General features: G+C 41.0%; 15 protein-coding genes, 1 tRNA gene and 1 pseudogene. 13 read left to right on the plus strand and 4 right to left on the minus strand.

Annotated features, from left to right (window positions below; genetic code table 11):
* The first annotated feature begins 23 nt into the window (after nt 1–23).
* The 4 genes from E0F88_RS14410 (at nt 24) to E0F88_RS14425 (ending at nt 4,095) form a co-directional block, all read left to right on the plus strand.
* The gene (locus E0F88_RS14410) at nt 24–476 is read left to right on the plus strand and encodes a hypothetical protein (RefSeq protein ID WP_131958948.1); all 453 of its coding nucleotides are present in this window, start codon (nt 24–26) and stop codon (nt 474–476) included.
* Nucleotides 477–780: 304 nt separating this feature from the next.
* A complete protein-coding gene (locus E0F88_RS14415; protein WP_131958949.1) occupies nt 781–2,064 on the plus strand; it encodes a citrate synthase in 1,284 nt (427 codons plus the stop codon).
* A 188-nt stretch (nt 2,065–2,252) separates the two neighbouring features.
* Nucleotides 2,253–2,636 (plus strand): BlaI/MecI/CopY family transcriptional regulator, encoded by a 384-nt coding sequence (locus E0F88_RS14420; RefSeq protein ID WP_131958950.1) that lies wholly within the window; start codon nt 2,253–2,255, stop codon nt 2,634–2,636.
* The gene (locus E0F88_RS14425; protein ID WP_131958951.1) at nt 2,629–4,095 is read left to right on the plus strand and encodes a M56 family metallopeptidase; all 1,467 of its coding nucleotides are present in this window, start codon (nt 2,629–2,631) and stop codon (nt 4,093–4,095) included. The genes E0F88_RS14420 and E0F88_RS14425 overlap by 8 nt, the downstream gene beginning before the upstream one ends.
* 68 nt (nt 4,096–4,163) lie before the next feature.
* Here E0F88_RS14425 and pdxH read toward each other — a convergent pair whose 3' ends face one another.
* Entirely contained in the window at nt 4,164–4,802 is a 639-nt protein-coding gene (gene pdxH, locus E0F88_RS14430; protein ID WP_131958952.1) for a pyridoxamine 5'-phosphate oxidase, read from the minus strand.
* Nucleotides 4,803–4,907: 105 nt separating this feature from the next.
* Between pdxH and E0F88_RS14435 the strand changes: the two genes are divergently transcribed.
* The 6 genes from E0F88_RS14435 to E0F88_RS14460 all read left to right on the plus strand — a co-directional run bounded on the left by E0F88_RS14435 (nt 4,908) and on the right by E0F88_RS14460 (nt 15,999).
* On the plus strand, nt 4,908–6,818 hold the full coding sequence (locus E0F88_RS14435) for a DUF349 domain-containing protein (protein ID WP_131958953.1): 1,911 nt from the start codon (nt 4,908–4,910) through the stop codon (nt 6,816–6,818).
* A gap of 111 nt (nt 6,819–6,929) precedes the next feature.
* Nucleotides 6,930–7,002 (plus strand) — tRNA-Thr (locus E0F88_RS14440).
* A gap of 220 nt (nt 7,003–7,222) precedes the next feature.
* On the plus strand, nt 7,223–8,332 hold the full coding sequence (locus E0F88_RS14445; protein ID WP_131958954.1) for a tyrosine-protein phosphatase: 1,110 nt from the start codon (nt 7,223–7,225) through the stop codon (nt 8,330–8,332).
* Nucleotides 8,333–8,731: 399 nt separating this feature from the next.
* On the plus strand, nt 8,732–11,899 hold the full coding sequence (locus tag E0F88_RS14450) for a SusC/RagA family TonB-linked outer membrane protein (RefSeq protein WP_131958955.1): 3,168 nt from the start codon (nt 8,732–8,734) through the stop codon (nt 11,897–11,899).
* A gap of 26 nt (nt 11,900–11,925) precedes the next feature.
* Nucleotides 11,926–13,416 carry a RagB/SusD family nutrient uptake outer membrane protein gene (locus tag E0F88_RS14455; RefSeq protein WP_131958956.1) on the plus strand — a complete coding sequence of 497 codons (1,491 nt, stop codon included), beginning with the start codon at nt 11,926–11,928 and terminating at the stop codon, nt 13,414–13,416.
* 345 nt (nt 13,417–13,761) lie between these two features.
* Complete coding sequence (locus tag E0F88_RS14460) at nt 13,762–15,999, plus strand: bifunctional alpha,alpha-trehalose-phosphate synthase (UDP-forming)/trehalose-phosphatase (RefSeq protein ID WP_131958957.1); 2,238 nt, start codon at nt 13,762–13,764, stop codon at nt 15,997–15,999.
* 70 nt (nt 16,000–16,069) lie between these two features.
* Here E0F88_RS14460 and E0F88_RS14465 read toward each other — a convergent pair whose 3' ends face one another.
* The 3 genes from E0F88_RS14465 to E0F88_RS14475 all read right to left on the minus strand — a co-directional run bounded on the left by E0F88_RS14465 (nt 16,070) and on the right by E0F88_RS14475 (nt 19,104).
* Complete coding sequence (locus E0F88_RS14465; RefSeq protein ID WP_131958958.1) at nt 16,070–16,321, minus strand: hypothetical protein; 252 nt, start codon at nt 16,319–16,321, stop codon at nt 16,070–16,072.
* 305 nt (nt 16,322–16,626) lie between these two features.
* Nucleotides 16,627–17,736, minus strand: coding sequence for a D-TA family PLP-dependent enzyme (locus E0F88_RS14470; RefSeq protein ID WP_131958959.1), 1,110 nt, complete (start codon nt 17,734–17,736; stop codon nt 16,627–16,629).
* Between the two features lie 63 nt (nt 17,737–17,799).
* Nucleotides 17,800–19,104 (minus strand): gluconate:H+ symporter, encoded by a 1,305-nt coding sequence (locus tag E0F88_RS14475; RefSeq protein ID WP_131958960.1) that lies wholly within the window; start codon nt 19,102–19,104, stop codon nt 17,800–17,802.
* A 274-nt stretch (nt 19,105–19,378) separates the two neighbouring features.
* On the opposite strand from E0F88_RS14475, the gene gyrA reads away from it, so the two are divergent.
* The 3 genes and pseudogenes from gyrA to E0F88_RS34035 form a co-directional block, all read left to right on the plus strand.
* Nucleotides 19,379–22,018, plus strand: coding sequence for a DNA gyrase subunit A (gene gyrA, locus E0F88_RS14480; RefSeq protein ID WP_131958961.1), 2,640 nt, complete (start codon nt 19,379–19,381; stop codon nt 22,016–22,018).
* A gap of 73 nt (nt 22,019–22,091) precedes the next feature.
* The gene (locus tag E0F88_RS14485; protein WP_131958962.1) at nt 22,092–23,549 is read left to right on the plus strand and encodes a tetratricopeptide repeat protein; all 1,458 of its coding nucleotides are present in this window, start codon (nt 22,092–22,094) and stop codon (nt 23,547–23,549) included.
* Nucleotides 23,550–23,684: 135 nt separating this feature from the next.
* Nucleotides 23,685–23,942, plus strand: a pseudogene (locus E0F88_RS34035) (hypothetical protein); the annotation flags it as partial.

The following is a 23,942-nucleotide window of genomic DNA, read 5'->3' on the forward strand; positions in this document are numbered from 1 at the left end:
CAACGTCAACCCGGGATTAAAAAATGAATAAAAAAATAAGTAGTCTGGTTCTGCTTGTGGTACTCGGTATCACCGACGCGTACCTTCTGGCTCATCCAAACCTGATTGGTCGTTTGGGTGTTTTAATTTACAAACATTCATATATTAAAAATTTCGCCAGCGCGCTGATCACCGTTTCGCTGATCCTGGGAATCTCACTGGCAATTTGTGAACTGTTGAGAATTTTTGCTTCCAGGAAAGTCAGTTCGGCGGTTTATTCTGCGCTGCTGATCATCTCTTTTGTATGGCTTGCTTACGTTTTTTCAACGTTTTCGACCTTCTCATATAGGATTACGGGAAAGGCTTTTATTTACGGCGCGCATTTATTACCGGTAATTCTTATAGGGCTTTATGGCAGATATCTCGTCAAAGTATTGTGGATGACCGACAGGCGTAAAAACCAGCCGACAGCCGGATCGTTGGATGAGAAAGTATAGTCAGCAGGCGGTAAAGGCGCTTTTTAACGTATATCAATAGAATAATATCATAAATACTTTGGATTGTGAAACATTGTTGTCCTGATCTTGAATTTTTACAAATAAAACAGAGATAATAATAGAAAGTACACAGTTTTTTAAGATATTGCGACTTGTGTTTTACGGGCAATTGTTAGCGGCCCGTTTGATTTAACACAAAATTAATATGTTGAGTAAGTAATACGCGGCTTGTTGTTTCTTTGATGCTGCAAGCCTGTCATCAACACATTTATTATACTAACCTTTTTATTTTATTCTTTTTAATATGTCCGAAATAGCTGAATTAACCCTTGAAGGTAAAAGTTACCAATTCCCAATAATAGAAGGCAGTGAGAAGGAAAAAGCGATAGATATAGCTAAGTTGCGTGATCAGACCGGTTACATTACAATCGATGCAGGCTATAAAAACACAGGTGCAACGAAAAGTGCCATTACATTTCTGGATGGAGAAGAAGGGATTTTAAATTACAGGGGTTATTCGATTGAGGACCTTGCCGAAAAAGCTTCTTTTCTCGAAGTTGCCTATCTTTTGATTTACGGAGAACTTCCAAATGAAAAAGAATTTGCTGATTTCGAATATGAAATAAGAACGCATACGCTTGTTAATGAAGATATGCGTAAGATTTTTGAAGGATTTCCGGTGAATGCACATCCAATGGGTGTTCTTTCTTCACTGGTTAGTGCAATGAGCGCGTTTTATCCTGAAACATTTGATCAGAACGCAGACGACGTAACACAGCTTCATATCATCCGTTTGTTGGCCAAACTTCCAACAATCGCTACCTGGTCATATAAAAAATCGCAGGGACATCCGGTAAATTACCCAAAAAACGGACTGGATTATTGTTCAAATTTCCTGAACATGATGTTCTCTCTTCCTGTTGCGGATTACGATGTGGACCCGGTTGTTGCCAATGCGCTAAACAAGTTACTGATTCTTCATGCTGACCACGAACAAAACTGCTCTACTTCAACAGTAAGATTAGTTGGTTCTTCTCACGCAAATATTTACTCTTCGATTTCATCAGGTATCAGTGCACTTTGGGGGCCGCTTCATGGTGGTGCTAACCAGGAAGTAATAGAAATGCTGGAAGCAATCAAAAACGACGGCGGAGATACACAGAAGTATATCGATATGGCTAAGGATAAAACCAGCGGCTTCCGTCTGTTTGGATTTGGTCACCGTGTCTACAAAAACTTTGATCCGCGTGCAAGAATTATTAAAAAAGCAGCGGACGAGGTATTGAGCAAGTTGGGTATTAACGATCCCGTTTTGGAAATAGCTCAAAAACTCGAAAAGGCGGCTCTGGAAGATGAGTACTTCGTATCACGTAAGCTTTATCCAAACGTTGATTTTTATTCAGGTATTATCTACCGTGCGCTTGGAATTCCTACAAATATGTTTACAGTGATGTTTGCAATCGGCCGTCTTCCCGGCTGGATTGCACAATGGAAAGAAATGCGTGAAAATAAAGAGCCAATCGGTCGTCCGCGCCAGGTTTATGTGGGAGCTCCTAAAAGAGATTTTGTTCAGATGAACGAACGATAGATCGCTGTACATATTAAGACTAAGTTGGGCATCCGGAATTTCCGGGTGCCCATTTTTTTTTGTCTAAAAAATTGATTTTTAATTTATTATGATGATAATCCTTCGAAGAAAAGTCAGTTAACGTATTTTAACGTTATATAATTTAGTTTTTAGTTGTATAACTGATCGATACGTTATACATTTGAAATATGGAAATGTTAACAAAAACTGAGGAAAAAGTGATGCAGATTCTCTGGGAACTGAAAAGAGGATTTGTGAAGGATGTGATCGATAAAATGGAGGAGCCGCAACCGCCTTACAACACAGTTTCTTCACTGATACGGATCTTGGAAAAGAAAGGATTTGTGGATCACAAGGCTTATGGCAAAACGCACGAATATTTTCCTGCAATATCCAAACTGGCCTACCGGAGTTTTACCTTTAAAAATTTTGTGACCAACTATTTTGAAGGTTCTCCCGAGAATGTGATTTCTTATATGGTTAGAGAGGAAAATCTCGGGCAGCAGGAAATTGATAAAATGAAGGAATTGCTTAATCAAAAGGGTTTAAATAAAACAGAAAGTGATGAATGACTTTTTCCTCTATCTGGTTCAGGTTTCGGCCGGTTTGGTCCTGCTTTCACTGGTCTACAAATTTCTTTTTGAAAAGCTCACCTTTTTTGAGTGGAACCGATTCTACCTGGTGGGAGGACTTTGTGTTTGTATCATTCTGCCATTGGTTTCCGTCTCAGCGGTTTTGTCGGTCTTTGAGCCAACACCGGGAAATGCGATCATTAACACTGTCGAGATCCAAGCCGACTTTTCTTCACAGATTGTTCCTTTTACTTTCGAGATTTATCCAACAATTCAGAGTTCGTTTTACGAAACACTATTGAATACGCTGCTTGCTGTGTACATAACTGGTGTCCTGTACAAAGTGGTTTTACTTATCCGCAGCCTGTCGTTTTTATCCCGGCTTCGCAGGAAAGCTACTTTAATAAAGTCTGAGTCATTCTGCAAGACTTACACACAAAATATTCAGCCAACCTTTTCTTTTGGCAAAAGTATTTTCCTGCACGAAGATTCCGTCGTGCTCAGCAGTTTGGAATTGGAACAGGTGCTGCTTCATGAACAAACACATATCAGGCAATACCACACTGCTGATATCATTTTATTTGAAATAGCTGCAATTGCGTTTTGGTTTAATCCGTGTCTTAAACATCTCTCTGACGCGCTGCGTAAAACGCACGAATATCTTGTAGACAAGTACGTATCCGCGGTTTCGAACGACACAGTTGGTTATGGCGAACTCTTGGTGAAACTTGCTATGCAGCATTCGGGCACACGACTAACTCACACCTTTTCTGATTCTCAGATTTTTAGCCGAATCAAAATGCTTACTAAACCTAAAACAAATCCTATGCAAAAAATCAGATTTTTTTCAGTTGTGCCCATGCTGGTATTGATCATTACATTGGTCGCTTTTATAGATAGTTGCAAGCCTGATAGTGACAAAGGATCAGATCTGTCCGGTTTGTCAGCTAGTTCGCCTTCGGGGGCCAAAACAATTGCCGTCATTTCCTGGGAGGGTAACGAGAAATATAGTGACGACGAGTTGACGGGCTTTTTAGGTCTTAAGCCCGGTGATATTTACGATTCAGTTTTTACACAGAAACGGTTGTATGATGGTAAAGGTGTTGTGTCACGATATATGGATGATGGTCATTTATTTTTCAGAGCGGAACCTGTGATTACAGAAAACGGAGGTCAGGTTGATGTCAAAATGAAAATTTATGAGGGGGAGAAAGCGAAATTTGGAAAGGTGATCATAAAGGGTCTTAAAAAAACCGACAGGAAAAAAGTTTTGGATTTGATTTCAGTTAAAGAAGGTTCGGGGTTTAATAGGTCAGCCTTAATTCTTTCACAAAGTCAGCTTTCAAAATCAGGACTTTTTAAATCGGATGCCATTGCCATAAATCCTCTAATAAGGGAAAAGGTAAAAGGTGACGAATTTACTACCGTGGATATGGAATTTGAAGTTACTGAATTGTGAAAAAAATGTAAAAAAACAGCCGTTGAAAATATAGTTTTTCAACGGCCGCTTATGACGGCTCCACTTAATCAAGGCGAAAGCCTCTCAATTTTCCAGTCGCCCGATTCTACTTTCTGAAAAGCCAGTCTGTCGTGAAGCCGGCTGGGACGTCCCTGCCAGAATTCGATGTAATCCGGAATGATGCGATATCCACCCCAATGGTCGGGACGGGGAATGATCCTTCCTTTAAATTGTGCCTCCAGATCCCGGTTTTTGTTTTCCAGAATCTCCCGGTTTTCAATCACTTCACTTTGCGCTGAAACCAATGCGCCAATCTGGCTGCCACGCGGACGTGATGCGAAATATTCATCCGATTCTGCTTCGGAAGTTTTGGTAGCAACACCTTCAATTCTTACCTGTCTTTCAAGCTCCTTCCAAAAAAAGGTTAATGCTACCTGAGCGTTGGTTTCAATGTCTTTTCCTTTGCTGCTTGAGTAATTTGTGAAAAATTTAAATCCGTGATCCAGGTCTTTCAAAAGTACGATTCTAGCCGATGGGCGTGTATCGTGTAGCGTGCTCAAAAGCATGGCATTGGGTTCATCAAGCCCTGAAAGAACCGCTTCGTCGAACCATTTTGAAAACTGAATAAGCGGATCCGGGTCAAGATCTTCTTCGTGCAGGCCTTTTAATGTATATTCATTTCGAATATTTGCAATATTATGATTCATTTCCTGGTAATATGTTCAATGTTACGAAATCAAAATTAGCCAATTCATTGGAAAGATTGTTAGATTTGTAGTCAATAAGAACGTACGTACGAAACACGAATCACGATGGCACAAGAACAAAACGAAGGGGTCGAAAGCAACGCGCAGGAAGACCTGACACAAAAAACGATTGATACCCTTGAAATTGATCTTAACAATGAATTGGCTGAGGAGCATGAAGAGGAACATACGCCGGATGTAGATTACAGCCAACTCTCCAAGGAGCAGCTTGTTAAGCTTCTGGAAAATGAGCTGGCCGCTGTAAATGGAGAAGGTGCAAAACCGGCACTTTTGAAAAAAGCAGAAGCTGTGGTTCGTGAAATTCGTCCTGTTCTGGATCAGATTAAACTGTCGGACAGAGAAGCGGCGTTAAAAGCATTTGTTGCTGATAACGGCGACGAAGATGGTTTTGAGTACAAGTATGATGCCGAAACGCAGCGTATTGATTCTCTTAGCCGTGAAATCCGTGGTCTTAAAAACTCTTTTTACCAAAATCAGGAAAAAGAAAAGGAAAAGAATTTTAATGTAAAAACTTCCTTGCTTCAGCGTTTGAGATCTTTGCTTGAAGATGAGGGAACACGGGAAACGGATGCTTCCGGTCTTAAAACAAGCTGGGAAGAATTCAAGAAGATCCAGGACGAGTGGAAATCTGCCGGTAATATAGCGTCTCCTCATAACGGAACACTTTGGGCAACCTATAATGCTTTAATTGACCGCTATTTTAGCAACCGTAATATCTACTTCGAATTGAAGGAGCTTGATCGCCGCCGTAATGCGGAGCTAAAAGCAGAACTTTGCGAGAAGGTTGAAGAGCTTGGCAAGTCATTAGAAAACCGCCTGATGTCAAGGGAAATATTGAACGAGGCCAATCACATCTTTGAAGATTATAAACATCTTGGACCGGCGCCAAAAGAAGATCAGGAGAAGTTATGGCAGCGCTTCAAGGTAGCGCTTGATGTGCTGTATGATGCACAGCGCGGACAGTTTGCCGAGCAAAAGAAGTCGATGCAGGAAAATTTTGAGCAAAAGGCGGCTATTTATGAGCAGATTGTTCCCTTTACGACATACAATTCAGGAAGTATTAAGGAGTGGAATGCCAAGACAAAAGAGATCATGGCATTTCAGGACCAATGGGTTGCTTTAAAAGGGATCATGCCGAGAGAAGAAGGTAAAGACCTTAGCAAGAAGTTTTGGGCTAGTCTGAAAACCTTTTTTAATAACAAGGGGGAATTTTTCCGTCAGCTTGAAGGCAAAAGGGAGCAAAATCTTGAATTGAAAAACCAGCTGTGTGCAGATGCTGAGGCGATCCTCGAAACGGGTGATGACAATGCTTCGAATACCCAGAAGATTATTGAATTGCAGAAAAAGTGGAAAGGTGTCGGCCAGGTCCCTGAGAAATATAAGGACACGATTTATGATCGTTTCAAGAAGGCTTGTGATGCTTACTTCAACCAGAAGCGCGCAAAGAATAAAGAAGTCGAAGAAGAGTTTGAAGGTAATTTAAAAAAGAAAACGGATCTGATAGAGCGCATTGAACTCGCAGCAAACAGCAAAGATGAATCGTCTCTGAATTTGTTATCTGCTTTCAAGAGCGAATGGTCATCGATTGGTTTTGTTCCCAAAAAGGACATGCAGTCGATACAAAAACGCTACATAGCAGCGATCAATACGTACGTGAGTGCCATTGGACAGCTTTCTACAAAAGAGAAAGAGCAGGCCGTATTGGAAAGCGAAGTAGAACTTGTTCGTGATGGTGGTGACAGCAGCCGTAATCTTTTCAGAAAAGAAAGTGACATTCGCAGGAAAGCTACGCAGTTGGAAAACGACATCGCACTTTGGCAGAACAATATCGAGTTCTTTGCAAAATCAAAAACTTCTGATCGTTTGAAAGCCGAATTCGAAAGAAAGATAAATACTGCATTAAGTCAGCTGGAAGATTTAAAACATCAACTATCTATAATTCAGGAAGCTATATAAAAGTTGAAAAAAACTTTTAAAATAGTTTTAAAAAGACTTGCGCTGTATAGAGTTTCCTACTACTTTTGCACCATGATAACGGAATAACAAACGCTATCAGCAAGTAAAAAGGCCTCCATAGCTCAGCTGGTAGAGCAACTGACTTGTAATCAGTAGGTCGTTGGTTCGATCCCGACTGGAGGCTCTTAAAATTAAGCACTTAGCAATCACTGCTAAGTGCTTTTTTCGTTTAAATGATATTTTTCTAACCCGGAACTTCTGTAATCTTTTTGGATCAAGTCAAAAACTTGTGGCGTGCATAGGATTTTTTTAGGTTTGTGTTTTTAATCAAACCCGTTTGTTTTGGAGAGTTTCCGGGAAACGATTTCCGGGAAACGATTTCCGGGAAACGATGTTGTCAGTGTATGAATACTCCTGCAAACGCCGGGCCGAAATGGTCAAAATTATCTTACTGCATCTACAGCGTTTTTCTCGCTGCCAACTTCTGGTCATGCGCCAGGCTTCCTGAAAAATTTAACAGAAAGACGCTTGTTGAAGATGTTTACGTTCACAATAACAAAAAAAACTATACGCTGCATCTGTCAAAATCAGAACATCTCACGGCCGTTGAAGTTTCGACCAAGCCCGCAGAATATGAACCGGAGTTAAAAGTTGGTAAAACCGAAAACACACTGGCTTTAAAAGATCAGCCGTCCAGACCTTACTATAAACTGATTTCAGAAAAGGATACAGTAGTTGTTGCCAATCGTCATTTCGATTTCAAAAATACTGTCAATTTCAGAGACCTTGGTGGTCTGGTTACCAGAGATGGTAAAACAGTTCGCTGGGGGAAAATATACAGATCCGATAATTTGTCAAAACTTGATGCCGGTGATTATCAAAAGTTCAATGATCTGCATATCGCCACCGTTATGGATCTTCGCACGGATCATGAAATAATCGGCAAAGAGGATCGTCTTCCTGCAAACGTAACATACATTCACACGCCAACGGTTACCGACCGGGAAGGTCAGATTGCACAGCTGCGCAAAAAGGTGCTTAATGGTGCTATATCCGAAGAACAGGCAAAAGAACAGACCATACGATTTTATGAAGATGCGGTCACCGTCAATCTTGATTCCATGCGCAGTATCATTCACCGTATTCTCGATTCAGAGCAGCCAGTACTTTATCACTGCTCCGCCGGCAAAGACAGGACCGGTATTGTTTCAGCTTTGATCCTGGCTATCTTAAAGGTGGACAGGGATACAATTGTGAATGAGTTCCTCATGTCCAATTACTACCGCCAGAAGAAAACTCAAAAGCTAATGTCAAAAGCAAAGTTTGCCAAAGTGATTAAACCTAAAATGGATCTAAAGGCAATTCAGGTTTTTATGACCGTCGACGAAAGTTTTATCAATGCGGTTTTTAATGTGATTGATAAAAAATATGGCGGTATAGATCTCTTCATTGAAAATCAGTTAGAGTACAATCCAAAATTGCGTGAAGCTGTTGTTGCCAGATTTACCTACTGATTATCAAATAAACTATTTTTCTGATTCCTGCTCTGACTGCGACAAACAACCCCGCGGGCAGGATGCTCGTATGCGGGCAAGTCGAAAAAGCTGATATTTCAATTAGAAGAATAGTCCTAAACTGACTTCCAGAAGTTTTAATCAGTCTGCGAAACGGTAATTGTCATCATGCCTACTAATTTTAAGTGTTTTAACTAATAAATAATTGTTAATTAGTAATTTATAAACATTCTATGGTGCCTTAACATGACAGATATTCATCGTAAATGTAAAAAATATACTAGTCCGATAGATTAGTATAGGTAGGTGAATATTGTTTAAAGCATATTTTTCATATCTTTTTAGATTAACTTTGTGTTAACATTTAGCATAACAATTATCTAACCAAACAATTAAATTATGAAGAGAATTCTGCATGTCTGCCTGACATTTCTGTTAGGTGTCGGCCTTCTCCAAGCTCAATCAACTATCAGAGGTACTGTTACTTCTGCCGAAGACGGGTCACCGTTACCTGGTGTAAATCTTCTTGTAAAAGGAACAACCAACGGGACTGTAACTGATTCTGACGGAAAATACAGTATCAGTATTTCCGGTGAAAACCGGGTGTTTATTGTCAGCTTTATCGGATTTCTTTCAAAAGAAGTTAACGCCGACAAACGAACAGTTGTTGATATCAAATTGGAGCAGGATGTCAAAATGATGGAAGAGGCGGTTGTCATTGGTTACGGAACTGTGAACAAAACAACATTTACCGGCTCTTCAGCACAGGTCGGTGCAGGTGATATTGAAAAGCGCCCAAATTCCAACGCATTAAATTCTTTAGTCGGTGCGGCACCTGGGGTTCAAACGACCATGTCAGGCGGGGCTCCCGGTTCAGCTCCAACAATACGTGTTCGGGGCTTTGGTTCGATTTCAGCTTCAAATTCGGCTCTGTATGTTGTAGATGGTGTACCTTACAGCGGTAGCACTTCGAACCTGAATCCGGATGATATTGAATCAATTTCTGTTCTGAAAGATGCCTCCACAACTGCTATATACGGTTCACGGGGAGCAAACGGAGTTGTTCTCATTACAACAAAAAAAGGTAAGGTGGGTAGGAGCAATTTTAGTTTAAGTGCTTCTGGAGGATCGATTAGCAGAGGTTTGCCGGAATATGAGACAGTAAGTGCGCAACAGTACTATCCGTTGATGTGGGAGGCCTATAGAAATAACCTTCTATACGGTGCTACACTGATTCCCCGCGAAACAGCGAACAGCATCGCATCCGGTTTGACGACATCTTATGCAGGAAAAACGTATTCAGGTATTGCCAGTCTGCTTGGTTACAATCCTTTCAACGTGGCTGCTAATCAGATAGTTGATGTAAATGGGGCACTTAACCCAAATGCACAATTGCTTTATGGTGATGATTTGAATTGGTCGAAAGCACTGCAAAGAGGTGGTAAAAGCCGCCAAAATTATGTTTTATCTTATGACGGGGGATCGGCAAAGTCTGATTATTTCGTATCTCTTGGTTACACAAGCGAGAAGGGATATTTGATCAAATCTGATTTTAAACGTTTTACCGGTAGAGTGAATGTTAATACGCAGGCAACAAAGTGGCTTAAAACCGGGATCAATATCAATGCATCTTACGCAATGTCTAATGTTGATGGTCTTGAGGACGCAAGTACCTCTATTGTAAACCCATTTAATATTTCCCGGTTTATCGGCCCGATTTATCCGGTTTATAAACATGATGCGACAACGGGTGCTTATGTACTTGACGAGAACGGGAACAAGGTCTACGACCAGGGTGACAGCAGACCATACACTCCCGGGCGGCATGCAATCTGGGAAAATGAATTGAATCAAAAATATCAGGTTCGCGGTACAGTTGGAGCCAGAACATTTGCTACGGTAAACATTCTGCCATTTTTGAAGGCCACCTCAAATCTAAGTTTCGACTTACAGGACACGCATTATCGTAGGTTCGACAATGCAATCATTGGAGACGGAGCTCCGGCTGGTCGTGCTTACCATGATCTTTACCGGACTACAAGTTACACCTGGAACCAGCTGCTTGAATTTGACAAAGCATTTGGTAAGCATCAGCTCAACGTTTTGGCAGGACATGAAAATTATTCCTACAAATACAATGAGCTGACCGGTGGTCGTACAGGCGTAATCGTTGATGGTATCACCGAATTGCCAAACTTTGCAACCGTGCTTTCCCTGTCTTCTTATGAAGACAATCATGGAATTGAAAGTTTCTTCTCACGCGCCAGTTATGATTTTGATAAAAAATATATCCTTAGTGCTTCTTTGCGAAGAGACGGAAACTCAAGATTTTATAAAGACGTACGCTGGGCTAATTTTTGGTCTGTCGGCGCTGGATACAACTTGGACAGAGAAGATTTCTTCCGTGTATCATGGATTGACTTACTAAAACTACGGACCTCTTATGGTGTTGTTGGTAATGATGGAGGTCTGGGCTATTATCCATATCAGGCTCTGTACAACCTGGGACGTAACAATGCCGGTGAGCCGGGTTTCATCCAGGCATCTATTGCTAATAATGAGCTTACCTGGGAGTCTGCAAAGAATTTCGACGCAGGTATTGACTTCACAATCCTGAACGGACGCCTGTCTGGTAGTGTGGAATACTTCAAGAGAATGACCGACGGTTTGATTTTTAGTGTTCCCTTATCTCTGTCCAACGGCGGAACAACTACTGGAGGGTTTGAGGTGGATAAAAACATTGGTAATCTCTACAATAAAGGTTTTGAGATCCAGATTACGGGTGAAATTGTGAAAACTGAAAATTTTAGTTACTCTACAACTTTAAACTGGACCACAGTTAAGAACCGCATTACCAAAATGCCGGAAACCCAAAAGCTGATTATTGACGGAACAAAAGCATACAGTGTTGGTCATTCAATCTATGATTTTTATCTGCGTGACTTTTATGGAGTGGATGCCGAAACAGGCTTGTCGCTTTATAAGACGAATATTTCAAACGCAAATACAAAAATTATCGGTAATGATACGCTTACAACGATACACTCTGAGGCAAACCTGAGATATGTTGGACAATCGGCGATTCCTAAGTTTTACGGTTCTATGACGCATAACCTCAGCTACAAAGATCTTTCACTTACATTCCTGTTAACTTATCAGGTTGGTGGCAGAGTTTACGATGGCGCATACGCGGGGCTGATGCACGGAGGAACTTACGGAACTGCAATGCACATAGACGCACTGAACAGATGGCAGAATCCGGGAGATGTTACGGAAGTTTCCCGTCTGGATGCCGGTGCAGTAGTCAACCAGGCCGGAGCAAGTTCCCGTTATCTGACAAACGCATCATACCTGATGTTGAACAATGTGACGCTGAGTTATAAAATCCCTGCAGTAGTAATGAGTCGTATTGCTGCCAAGGATGCAAGCATTTTTGTTTCGGGAGAAAACCTTGGTTTACTTTCTCACCGCAAAGGAATGAACGTAACCGGTTCTTTCAACGGAATAGTTTCTAACTCTTACAACTTTAACAAGGTCCTTTCTGTTGGAGCGAAATTGAAATTTTAATTGTCTGGATTTTTAAATTAAACAAAATGAAAAATATATTTAAAAGAGGAATTTTCGTACTGGCGATGCTTCTGGCGTTCACAGCCTGTAAGGAAGATTTTCTTGAGACGGCTCCCACAGATCAGGTGTCAACCGGTGATGCATTTAAAACTACTAAAAATGCCTGGGCAGCTTTAAATGGAATTCACCGTTTGATGTATTCACAGATCTTCAGCACACAATCACAGGGCGGACAGTCCGGTAATATGATCTATGTTGATGTTCTTGGTGACGACCTCGTTTTTCCGAACGTATCCAACAGCTGGTTCAGATCGGAATATCAGTGGATAAGCCACAGGAATTCGAACAGTTCCATGGTTTATTACAACTACACATTTTATTACATGATTATTAGCAATGCCAATATGATCATTGCTAACATTGACCTGGCCGAAGGGGCAGAGGCAGACAAAAAGGCGATCAAAGCTGAGGCACTTACTTATCGTGCATGGGCATACTTTCAGGCCGTACAGTTGTTTGGAGAACGTTTTGTTGCTGGTGCAGCTAACAGCGGTCCCGGTATTCCATTGGTATTGGAGCCATCCACCGAGGCAAAACCGCGTAATACAGTTGCAGAAGTTTATGCACAGATAAACACAGACCTTAACGACGCGATCGCTTTATTTGCGGGGTATACAAGAGCGAACAAGTCTCACTTTAACGTGAACGTCGCGAAAGGTATCAAGGCGCGGGTATCCTTAACCCAGCAGGATTATGCCTCGGCCGTTACGGCTGCTCAGGAAGCAAGGCAGGGTTTTACACTGATGACAAATGCAGAATATCTTGGTGGATTTAACAACTACGACAACAGAGAATGGTTGTGGTCATCCCGTATCGTTTCGGATCAAACCAACTACTTCTATTCGTTTTTTGCATATATGTCGAGTAATTACAACTCAACAGCGATCCGTTCCACGCCGAAAGTGATGTTTTCCGTACTGTATGATAAAATCAGCGCGACCGATGTTCGCAAGAAGTTGTGGGATCCGACAGGAACAAACACAGTTGATTTTCCATTGCCTGCTTCAACTTTTCAGCGTTATAAATATCTGTCTAAGAAATTCAAAGTTGCTGATGCGTCACTAAGTATAGGAGATGTTCCTTACATGCGTACCGCAGAAATGTATCTGGTAGAAGCGGAGGCTTTGGCCCGTCAGAACAAAAATACTGAAGCGGCAGCTGTACTTTATCAACTGGCTGTAAACCGTGATCCATCTTATGTGCTTTCTACAAAAACAGCTGCAGCACTTATAGAGGAAATTATGTTACAACGCCGGGCTGAATTATGGGGAGAAGGCTTCCGTTTCTATGACTTGAAACGTACTAACAGTCCGTTAAACAGGAACGGCGGAAACCACAGCGCGACTTTCACAAATGGAATTCTTGATGTGCCTGCCAATGACAAAAGATGGCAGTTTCTGATTCCTCAGGATGAAATTAATAATTCAAATGGCCTTGTGGCTCAAAATCCACTGTAAAAGGCAATATGCTTAGTTCAAAAGCCGGATCAGTCGATCCGGCTTTTTTTATTGTGTTTTCAAAAAACAATTGTTCTCCGATTATCATAATCTGCCACTTCTGTTGCACTTTAAGTTCAATAGCGTAAATCTGGCATGGTTTGTGCTCATGAAACATAGTTACGTAAAGGAGGATAAAAAGGCGAAAAGTGTTTAAATAAATTACTATTAAACTGGCTGAATGCGGAATATTTTCTTGCTTTCCGGACTTGGATTTTCTAAAGTAGTTCGTTCAAAACTTCCTTTTTTAGACCTATTTTCTTATATTTAATCAAATGCGGTCAGAGTCCGACTGCTTTGAAGCTTATGAAAGATTTAAAACAAACAGAAAATTCAGGAAGATTAATCATTGTTGCCTATCGATTACCATTCAAAATTGTACGTGAAAATGATCAGGTGCAGCTCTTCCAAAACTCAGGCGGACTTGTGTCTGCAGTACTTTCCCTGGTAAATGAACAGGAAGATTCCATGTTCAAATCGGATGATAAAATACAGTGGATTGGATTTAGTGAGAATACGCGGGAAGAACTGGAAGGCCAGTCGCTCGCAAACGATTCCTTTCAGGCGCATCCGGTATTTATAAACGATGATGTCAACGAAAATTACTACGAAGGCTTTTGCAATAACCTGTTATGGCCGCTATGCCATTATTTTCCATCTCTTGCCCGGTTTGATGATGCTTATTTTGAGGCTTATCAGATAGCAAATAAATTGTTTTTTGAGAAGTTGGATGAAGTAATTCAGCCTGGTGATGTGGTTTGGGTTCAGGATTATCAGCTGATGCTTTTGCCGGAAATGATCAGGCAAAAATATCCGGATAACAAAATCGGATTCTTCTTCCATATTCCTTTTCCATCCTTCGAACTTTTCCGTATGCTACCTGTTAAATGGCGTAAAGCGCTCGTTGATGGGATGCTCGGAGCTGACGTAGTCGGTTTTCATACCAACGATTACGTAGAATACTTTCTGAAAGCGGCCCGTCTTGTGTCTGGGTACGGTAATAAGCTGCATTATATTAATATGAGTAACCGGATTGTAAAGGTTGACTCGTTTCCGATCAGCATTGATTTTGGCAAATTTAACAATTCCTATAATGATCCCGAGGTAGCCCTTGCGAGAAGTGAAGCAAGGGAATCTTTGAAAGAAAAGATTATTTTTTCAGTCGATCGGTTGGACTACTCAAAAGGAATTCTCCACCGGCTAAATGGTTTTAAAAGGTTTTTGGAACAATACCCGGAATGGCATGAAAGAGTTTCATTTGTGATGGTGGTCGTTCCTTCCCGTGACACCATCGAGCAATACCAGAACATGAAGATGGATATTGATCAAACCGTAGGAGCAATCAACGCCAATTTTGGGAATATTTATTGGCAGCCCATTATTTATCAATACCGGTCAATGTCTTATTCTGAACTGGTTGGCATGTATACAGCAAGCGATGTGGCACTGATAACACCTGTACGGGACGGGATGAATCTGGTTTGCAAGGAATATGTGGCAAGTCGGCAGGACGTTAAGGGTATCCTTATCCTCAGTGAGATGGCTGGTGCGGCAGCAGAGTTGGGCGAGGCGCTTATTATTAATCCACTTGATAATCAGGGTATTGCTGATGCAATTGAAGAAGCTTTCAAAATGCCCGAAAAGGAACAAATAAAACGAATGACGGCCATGCGGGAAAGGATCCGCGATTATGATGTATTTGCATGGACCAATGATTTTTTTACTCAAATGATTATGCTGGAACAAGAACATGAAAGGCTAAAACAAGTCTTTTTGACTAATAAAGGAATCGATGCGATAAGAATTGCTTACGAAAAGTCATCGAAGAGAATTCTTTTTTTTGACTATGACGGTACGCTGGCGCCGATCGTTTCTGATCCTTCGCAGGCTATTGTTTCGGAAGATGTCAAAAAATTGATACTTGACATCGCTAAAAGAGATACCGTTGTCATCATCAGCGGCCGGGACAGACGTTTTTTGGATACCACATTTCTGAATTTACCAGTTCACATCATTGCTGAACATGGAGCGCTCATCAAGGTGAAAGGAGACGATGAATGGACGCTAAATGAGAATTATGAAGAGAATTGGAAAGAGAGTATCAAGCCGATTCTTACCATGTATGCAAAAAGGTGCCCAGGCGCCTTTGTTGAAGAAAAGGAAACTTCACTAGCCTGGCACTATCGCACTGCGGACGATAAGGATTATGCCGCCAGAAGAGCCCAGGAATTAACCTGGCAGCTCAAAAATTTTATACAGCCCGAGCTGAACCTTCAGATTATCGACGGCAATAAGGTGGTTGAAGTTAAAAAGACAGCCTTTAATAAAGGCACCGCTGCAAGAAGTTTTGTAGATGGTGCGGATTACGACTTTATTTTAGCGATTGGCGATGATACCACCGATGAGGACATGTTCGAGGTCTTGCCGGAAACTTCGTATACGATTAAAGTAGGTGAAGATTTGTCAGCGGCAAGAAATCATATCCGAAACCAGGAGGAAGTATTTCATTTCCTGAGTTTTATGGTTTCGTCCGTTACTGAATAATAGGGAGTAAATGAAAAATGGTGATAGTTTCTCTGCTGAGAAGTTATCACCATTTTATTGTTTGTCCAAATCAGGAAAGAACAAAGTGCCCGTCTTCGTTCAGGTTTTCAAGTTTTACAAAATGACATACATAACCTGCTGACTGTAATGCAGCCTGAATTCTCTTAAAATCCGGAAGCTCAGAAGTAAGTGTAAGCAGTAAATCCTGAAAATCGTAAGCCCAGTGTTTTACGTTGAGCTGTTTGAGGCAATCATGCAGCCGTTGAAAGGAACGGCTGTTTTTTAATTTTGTGCGGAAGGAAATCTTATATTTTGAACTCATTTACTTAATAGGAAAAATGTAAGGTGTCTTCTCTTTGTTATAAAGGAAGACAATAATCAAAACTGCAAATAATTTATAATGATTCCAAATAAAGATTCGTTTTTGGTAAAATATATATTGTGATCTCGTATATGGTAATACTTTCGATCTGGGCGGAAAGTTGCAAAGCTTTCCCGACAATTACTTTAAGCAAATGTTAATTGTTATTAAATCAGCGCCCGAAGGTGATTTATGCCTTTAAGTGGTGATAAAACTGATGATTGGTGGAAAGAATATTTTAGATTTTTGAAATACAAACAAAAATATCAGATTGTCAGTCGCCGGGATCTTGCGCTGATTTTCCATTCAGCTGTAACATCTCCGCTATCCACTACAGAGGCAAAATCGTGTAATGCTACGGACGGACATATGTGGTAGGGTAGCGCATAAAGCACATCGCCGATCTGAATGTTTTCCCATGCCTGTTCGCCAACCCTAATTACGCCGTGTTCCTCACTCTGGCCGACTACCGAATAGTTGGTAAGATTCAGCAGTTGGAACCGCTTGTCTACCGGATTTTCAGCAGCAACAGCCTTATGACCAAGATCAATCGTAATTATGCCGGATGAAGGTTTTGACACAACCCGGGTTAGGATGAGCGCAGCATGTAAAAATGGCTGATCCTGCAAGTTGGCACCATAACCCCAATCCCAGAGCACATTGGTTCCAGGACTTAGGAAAATGTCGGTTCTGGATTTATGTACAGTAAAGGTTGGAGAGCCTCCGGCAATTACCATTGGTTTATGCTCCTGATTTTTAGTTATCAGATCTAACAATGGAAGTACCTTTTCAAATGCCTCATCACTCGCCAGTTTTCTGTCAGCGAATTCTTGATTTCGAATATGCCCGTCATAAATATGTACTCCCTCAACTGAAATGTTAGGCAAACTTTCCAGATCCCGGAATAACGAAAGCAGGCTAAAATCAGTTATCCGTCCGGTCCGATCCATGCCCACGTTAACATCAATAAACGCAGAGGAGACCAGATCGTTTTCAACCGAAATGCTTTGTAACTGTTCGGCAGACTTTTCATTATCGATTAGAGATGATATCGTTACATCGGCAAAAGTTTTTTTCAATTTTATTATACGCTGCAGATTTGGTCCCACCATCTGATAGGCAATCAGAATCCACTTTGCTCCGGCTCTGGCAAGCATTTCGGCTTCTGCGATGGTGGCGCATTTGAATTTGCTGATTCCCTTATCCAGTTGAATGCGAACGATCTCTGAACATTTGTGCGTTTTGACATGTGGAATAAGCCGGTCCGCACTGCCTGCCATATTAATCATCCGGTCGATGTTATTTTCGATCCTGGTTTTGTAAAATAATAGAGAGGGAGATATAACCTGCTCAGGGTTGTTGAGTTGAAACCACATAACTGGTATTTGTTTTAACTGATAAAAAGTAGCTTCTGTTGACGCAAATCAATGACGAATCTGCTAAATGAACAAATTTAGGATCAAAACGCCAATAAGCCCCATAATTGAAACGATTGTTTCCATCACCGACCAAGTAAGCAGGGTATCTTTAATGCTTAAATTAAAATATTCTTTAAAGAGCCAGAATCCGCCATCATTGACATGTGAAAACATCAGGCTTCCCGATCCGATGGCTAATACCAGTAATTCAGGTGAAACTGTTGAGTTGGTTAAAAGGGGCAATAGAATACCAACTGTAGTAAGTCCTGCAACGGTTGCTGATCCTACACATACGCGAATCAGAGCAGCTATTGCCCAGCTTAAAACCAAAGGTGAAATATCTGCACCTTTCAAACTTTCCGCAATGTAAGTGCTCACTCCGCTGGCAGTCATAATCTCTTTGAAAACCCCCGCACCGGCTATGATTAGCAATATCACAGAAACACCTTTAAATGCTTCTTCCATTGATTTGCTGATGGCTTTCATATTTAGACCGCGCAGGATTCCAAGCGAGTAAGCCGCGAAAAGAACGGAGAGCAGCATGCCAAAGTAAGGCTCGGCCAGAAGCCCGATAACCGGATTCTCAGGATACATTTTTTTTAGCGCAGACATAGAAGTAAGTAAAAAAACGGGTAAAAGTGCAGTGACAACACTAATTCCAAGTCCGGGAAGTTCTGACGACGGACGGGGACGGACGTCAAAAAGGTCTGTATCAGGTTTTGGCTGAAAACGTTTTAAAGTGCTGCCAAATATCGGCCCGGCTATGGCGATTGCGGGAATGGAGACAATAAGTCCGTAAAGAAGTGTTTTACCGATATCTGCGTTAAGCTGACTCGCAATTGCTGCCGGCGATGGATGCGGCGGGAGATAGCCATGAGCGACGGATAAGGCAGATAGCATGGGTATCCCAATGTACAAAAGCGGTAGCCTGGCTGTTGCACTGATCATGAAAATAAGTGGTATTACAATCACAAAACCAGCGTTGTAAAACAAAGGAATCCCTATAACAAAACCAGCCAGAGCCATTCCCCACTGGATATATCTTTTTCCGAAAATACCAATCAGCGCGTCGGTAATTCGCTGTGCAGCTCCGCTGTCTGCTACCAGCTTTCCCAACATGGCTCCAAATCCTACAATTAGGACAAGGTCTCCCAGCGTGCCGCCAACTCCTTTTTGAATGGCCCTGCTCACAGACGGAACATCAAGTCCGCTGGATAAGCCAAGCGCGATGGAAACTAAAAGAAATGAAATGAACGTATCGATTTTCAGCCAGGCTATTAATAAAATCAGCAAAAGAATAGCCAGGAAAGTCAGTAATAATGGCATGGGAAATGGGTTGCGAAGTTAACTTTAAGATAGAAGAGACTTTGGTGATAAATTTAATGTTCATATCACTTTTAAGTTTTTTCTCAGATGCGTACGTGTAAGATCCATAAAATCATCATAATACAAAAGAACATGGTTAATAGGTTACAGATAGTTTGTTAGAGTGCCCAAAAATGACGAAATTTGAGCTTTAGATTTTACAATTTTGACTAACCTTGTGCGTATTGTTATTGAAGCGTACCACAATTAAATTTCGATTCTTTTCTGATTATCTATGGCAGAATCTCCCAGTGAAAACATTATCCCCATCAATATTGAGGATGAAATGCGGGGCGCGTACATTGATTATTCGATGTCCGTTATTATTTCCCGAGCTTTACCCGATGTAAGAGATGGTTTAAAACCTGTACACCGCCGTGTGTTATACGGTATGTCAGATTTAGGGGTTAACTACAACAGGTCCCACAAAAAGTCAGCACGTATAGTAGGGGAGGTTTTAGGTAAGTATCACCCGCACGGTGACTCATCGGTTTACAACACAATGGTTCGTATGGCTCAGCCATGGTCGTTGCGTTATCCTCTTGTAGACGGCCAGGGTAACTTTGGTTCGGTTGACGGCGACAACCCGGCAGCAATGCGTTATACTGAGGCCAGACTGAAACGTCTTGCTGATGAATTATTAAACGATTTGGGTAAAGATACCGTTGATTTTCAACCCAACTTTGATGATTCCTTAACAGAGCCCTCTGTACTTCCTGCTAAATTTCCCAACCTTCTTGTAAACGGGTCTTCCGGTATTGCGGTCGGTATGGCAACAAATATGGCGCCGCATAACCTTACCGAGGTTGTAAATGGTGTGCTTGCCTATATCGATAACAATGATATTACTGTTCCTGAATTGATGGAACATGTAAAAGCACCTGATTTCCCGACAGGAGGAATTATATACGGTTATCAGGGAGTTCGCTCAGCACTCGAAACGGGTAGAGGAAGTATCATCATCCGTTCAAAAGCCAGTTTTGAAGTTTCTAAAACAGGTAAGGAGCAGATCATTATTACTGAAATTCCTTACATGACCAATAAGGCTGCGATGATCGAGAGGATCGCCGGACTTATTAATGATAAAAAACTGGATGGAATTTCAGATATCCGTGATGAATCGGATAGGGATGGTATGCGTATCGTTTTTGATCTTAAAAAAGATGCAATACCTAATATCGTTCTGAATCACCTTTACAAGTACACACCGTTGCAATCCTCTTTTGGTGTAAATAACGTTGCTCTTGTAAAAGGACGCCCGATGATGCTTAATCTGAAAGATCTGATTAAACATTATGTTGAGCACCGGATCGTTGTCATTACACGTCGTACAGAATACGAACTTCGTGAAGCTGAAAAACGTGCGCACATTTTGGAAGGTTTGCTAATTGCACTTGACAACCTCGATGCGGTTATCACCCTGATCAGAAATGCGCGGGATCCTGAAACAGCCAAGAATGGTTTGATGGAGCAGTTTCAGTTGAGTGAAATTCAGTCCAAAGCAATTCTTGAACTTCGTCTGCAGCGGTTAACCGGTCTTGAACGGGACAAAATCGTAAAAGAATACGAAGAGATCATGATTCTTATCACTGATTTAAGAGATATTCTTGCCAACGAATGGCGCAAGTTTGAGATTATTAAAACAGAATTAGGCGAAATCAAAGAACGTTACGGAGACGAACGCCGTACGCAGATTGAGTTTGCTGCTGAGGAATTCAGCGATGAGGATATGATACCGGATGACGAAATGTTAATTACCATTTCGCACGAAGGTTATATTAAACGTACACCTCTGGCAGAATATCGTACGCAGACAAGGGGAGGGGTTGGGTCCCGTGGTGTGAAAACCAAGGATTCTGATTTTACCGAACATTTATTCTCTGCAACGATGCTCAATTACCTGCTCATTTTTACAGAGTATGGTAAGTTGTTCTGGATGAAGGTTTACGAAGTTCCTGAGGGTAGTAAAATATCAAAAGGAAGGCCGATACAAAATCTGATCAGTTTGGAAAACGGCGATTCGATAAGGTCTGTTATCAATGTTCGTACGCTTACTAATGAGGATTATATCAATAATAACTACCTTATTATGTGTACAGAACAGGGTACGATCAAGAAAACTTTGCTTGAAGCTTACTCACGTCCGCGTACAAACGGAATTATTGCAATCTCAATTCACGAAGGCGACCGTCTGTTGGACGTAGCTTTGACCAATGGCGATAATGATATTGTAATTGCATCAAGTGCGGGCCGCGCGGTTCGATTTAATGAAAAAGGAGTTAGACCAATGGGTAGAACTGCTGCGGGTGTTCGCGGAATTAACCTGACGGATGAAGGCAATAAAGTAATTGGGATGGTGTGTATCAATCGCGAAGATGCTCAGCTTTTGGTTGTTTCTGAAAATGGTTTTGGTAAAAGGTCTAACATCGAAAGTTACCGTGTTACCAAACGTGGTGGTAAAGGAGTTTCAACAATGAATGCCACTGAGAAAGTTGGTAAACTTGTTGCGATCCGTGAAGTGACAGAACAGGATGACCTGATGATCATTACCAGAAATGGTATTGCTATCCGTATGAGTGTTCTTGATATCCGTCAGGCCGGTAGAAATACGCAGGGTGTGAAATTGATCAGACTAAATAACTCTGATGAAATAACTTCCGTTACCCGTATCCTGAAAGATCCTGATGAAAAGGTTGAAGAACTGGATGAAGATGGAAATGTAATCGTTACGAAATCACCTGATATTATAGCACTTGCTGACGAAGATCTGGCTGATTCAAATGACTCAGAATTGGATGCAGATATTGACGCAGACGATGAAGAGGAGGAAACAGACGCAGATTCGGAAGAGGATGATGCCGATGAAGAGGTATGATTTTTGTAGAATTTGTAATTATTGATTTATATTTAGCTTTTCGAATTATCAATCACAATAAAAGTTAAGATTTATGAAAAAAATGTTTTTTGTTTCTGCACTTAGCCTTGTTAGCTTAACTGCGTTTTCGCAGGATGCTATCAACAAGGCGATGGTAGATCAATACCGTAAGGATAAAGAGAAAAGTGATAAAGATGTAGCCGATCCAAAAAATAGTGCAAAAGCTGCTTTCTGGCTTGAACGTGCAAAACTTTACGAAAATATAGCATTGCAGGGTTCGGAAGTAGATTCAAGTGCATCGAAAACTGCATTTGAGGCTTACAAAAAAGTAGTTGAACTGGATCTTACTAAAAAAGGGGAGCCAGGGAAATCCTCTAAGGATGCACAGAAAGTTTTGAATGGAGAAGAAGGTACATCTTTGTTCAATGCTTTTGTAAAACAAGGAGCGGAAAAATATCAGACTAAAAACCTTGCAGGTGCTTTGGAGATGTTCCAATTGGCACAGCAGGTTAATAAAAAAGATACTACTGCTGCATTGTACGGTGGTATCGCAGCTCAGCAAATAGATAAAAAAGATGAGGCTAAGACACAATTTGGAACATATATCGCTAATGGCGGTAAAGATCCAAGTGTGTACTATAGCTTAGCTCAACTATATCGTGCTGACAACGATTTCGACAAAGCGACAGAGATTCTGAATAAGGGACTGGAAAAGTCTCCGGGGAACAAGGATCTAAAAGCTGAGATTGTTAACATTCTGTTGGCATCAGGTAAAGAAGATCAGGCCATCAATGAGTTAACAGCACTTTCGAAGTCTGATCCAAGTAATGTTCAGAATATTGTAAACCTTGCAATTCTGTATGATAACACAAACAGAAAAGCGCTAGACAAAATCAAGGAAGTTCAGGGTAAGTTAGGTACTGGTACAACAAAAGTTGCTGGTCTTACCAAAAATCTTGAAAGTGAAAAGGGTAAAATTGAGGTTTATGACGGAGAGGTAAAACGTATTTCTGCTCTGTTGAAAAAACAGCCGAAAAGTGCGGATCTTAAACGTCAGCTGGATGAAGTAAATGCTAAGAAGAAGGAAGCAGTTACTGCCATTGCTACAATTGAAGGGAACATTAAAACGGCAACGGAATCTGCTAAAGGTAATGACAATGCTGCTCTGGAAAAGGAGCTAACTGAGTTAAAAGCAAAACAAGTTAATGCTTCAAACGAGGCTATGGCTAATTATAAAAAAGTATTGGAGTTGGAAGCAACCAACTACGATGCACTTTATAACCTGGGCGTATTTTATTTCAACGAAGCGGTTTTGTTAAAAAGCGAAGTTGATAACATGAATATGACTGAATATCAGGCAAGAGGTAAAGAGGTTGAAGGCCGTGTTTGCGGAAGATTCAAAAAAGCTAAACCTTATTTCGAAAAAGCAATTGCTTCAAAAGACGAAGCAGAAGCAAAAGAAAATCTTGCGACTGTTAACAGTGTTCTTGAACAATTTGCGGAAAAGAAAGTAGCATGTGTTGAAGAATAGCAAATAGGAAGTATCAATTTAAAAGGGACATGCACAATGTCCCTTTTAAATTGCATCAAATTCTATTTAACATAATATAAATTATAAAACAAATCATATGCTACTATTTTAAGTGTACACTTAACTTGTAACATTATGAATGTTAATGACTTACAAAGAAATAAAAAAAGCAGACGATCTGTACTTTTTAAGAGAAAAGTTGTGGAAATTTACCGTGCAGAGTTATCCAGTCAATTTGAGATCCAACAGAGTCTCCACATCTCGCAGACAGAACTTCGCCAAATGAACCGGTGGTACTTTAAGCACCGGTTAAGACCTTATTTTTCCCTTTCATTTTATAACAGAACTACTATGAAAAAGAAAACCGATGCGTCTTATTTGAAGGCTTTGGAA

The organism is Dyadobacter psychrotolerans (assembly GCF_004349265.1).
GTDB lineage: Bacteria > Bacteroidota > Bacteroidia > Cytophagales > Spirosomataceae > Dyadobacter > Dyadobacter psychrotolerans.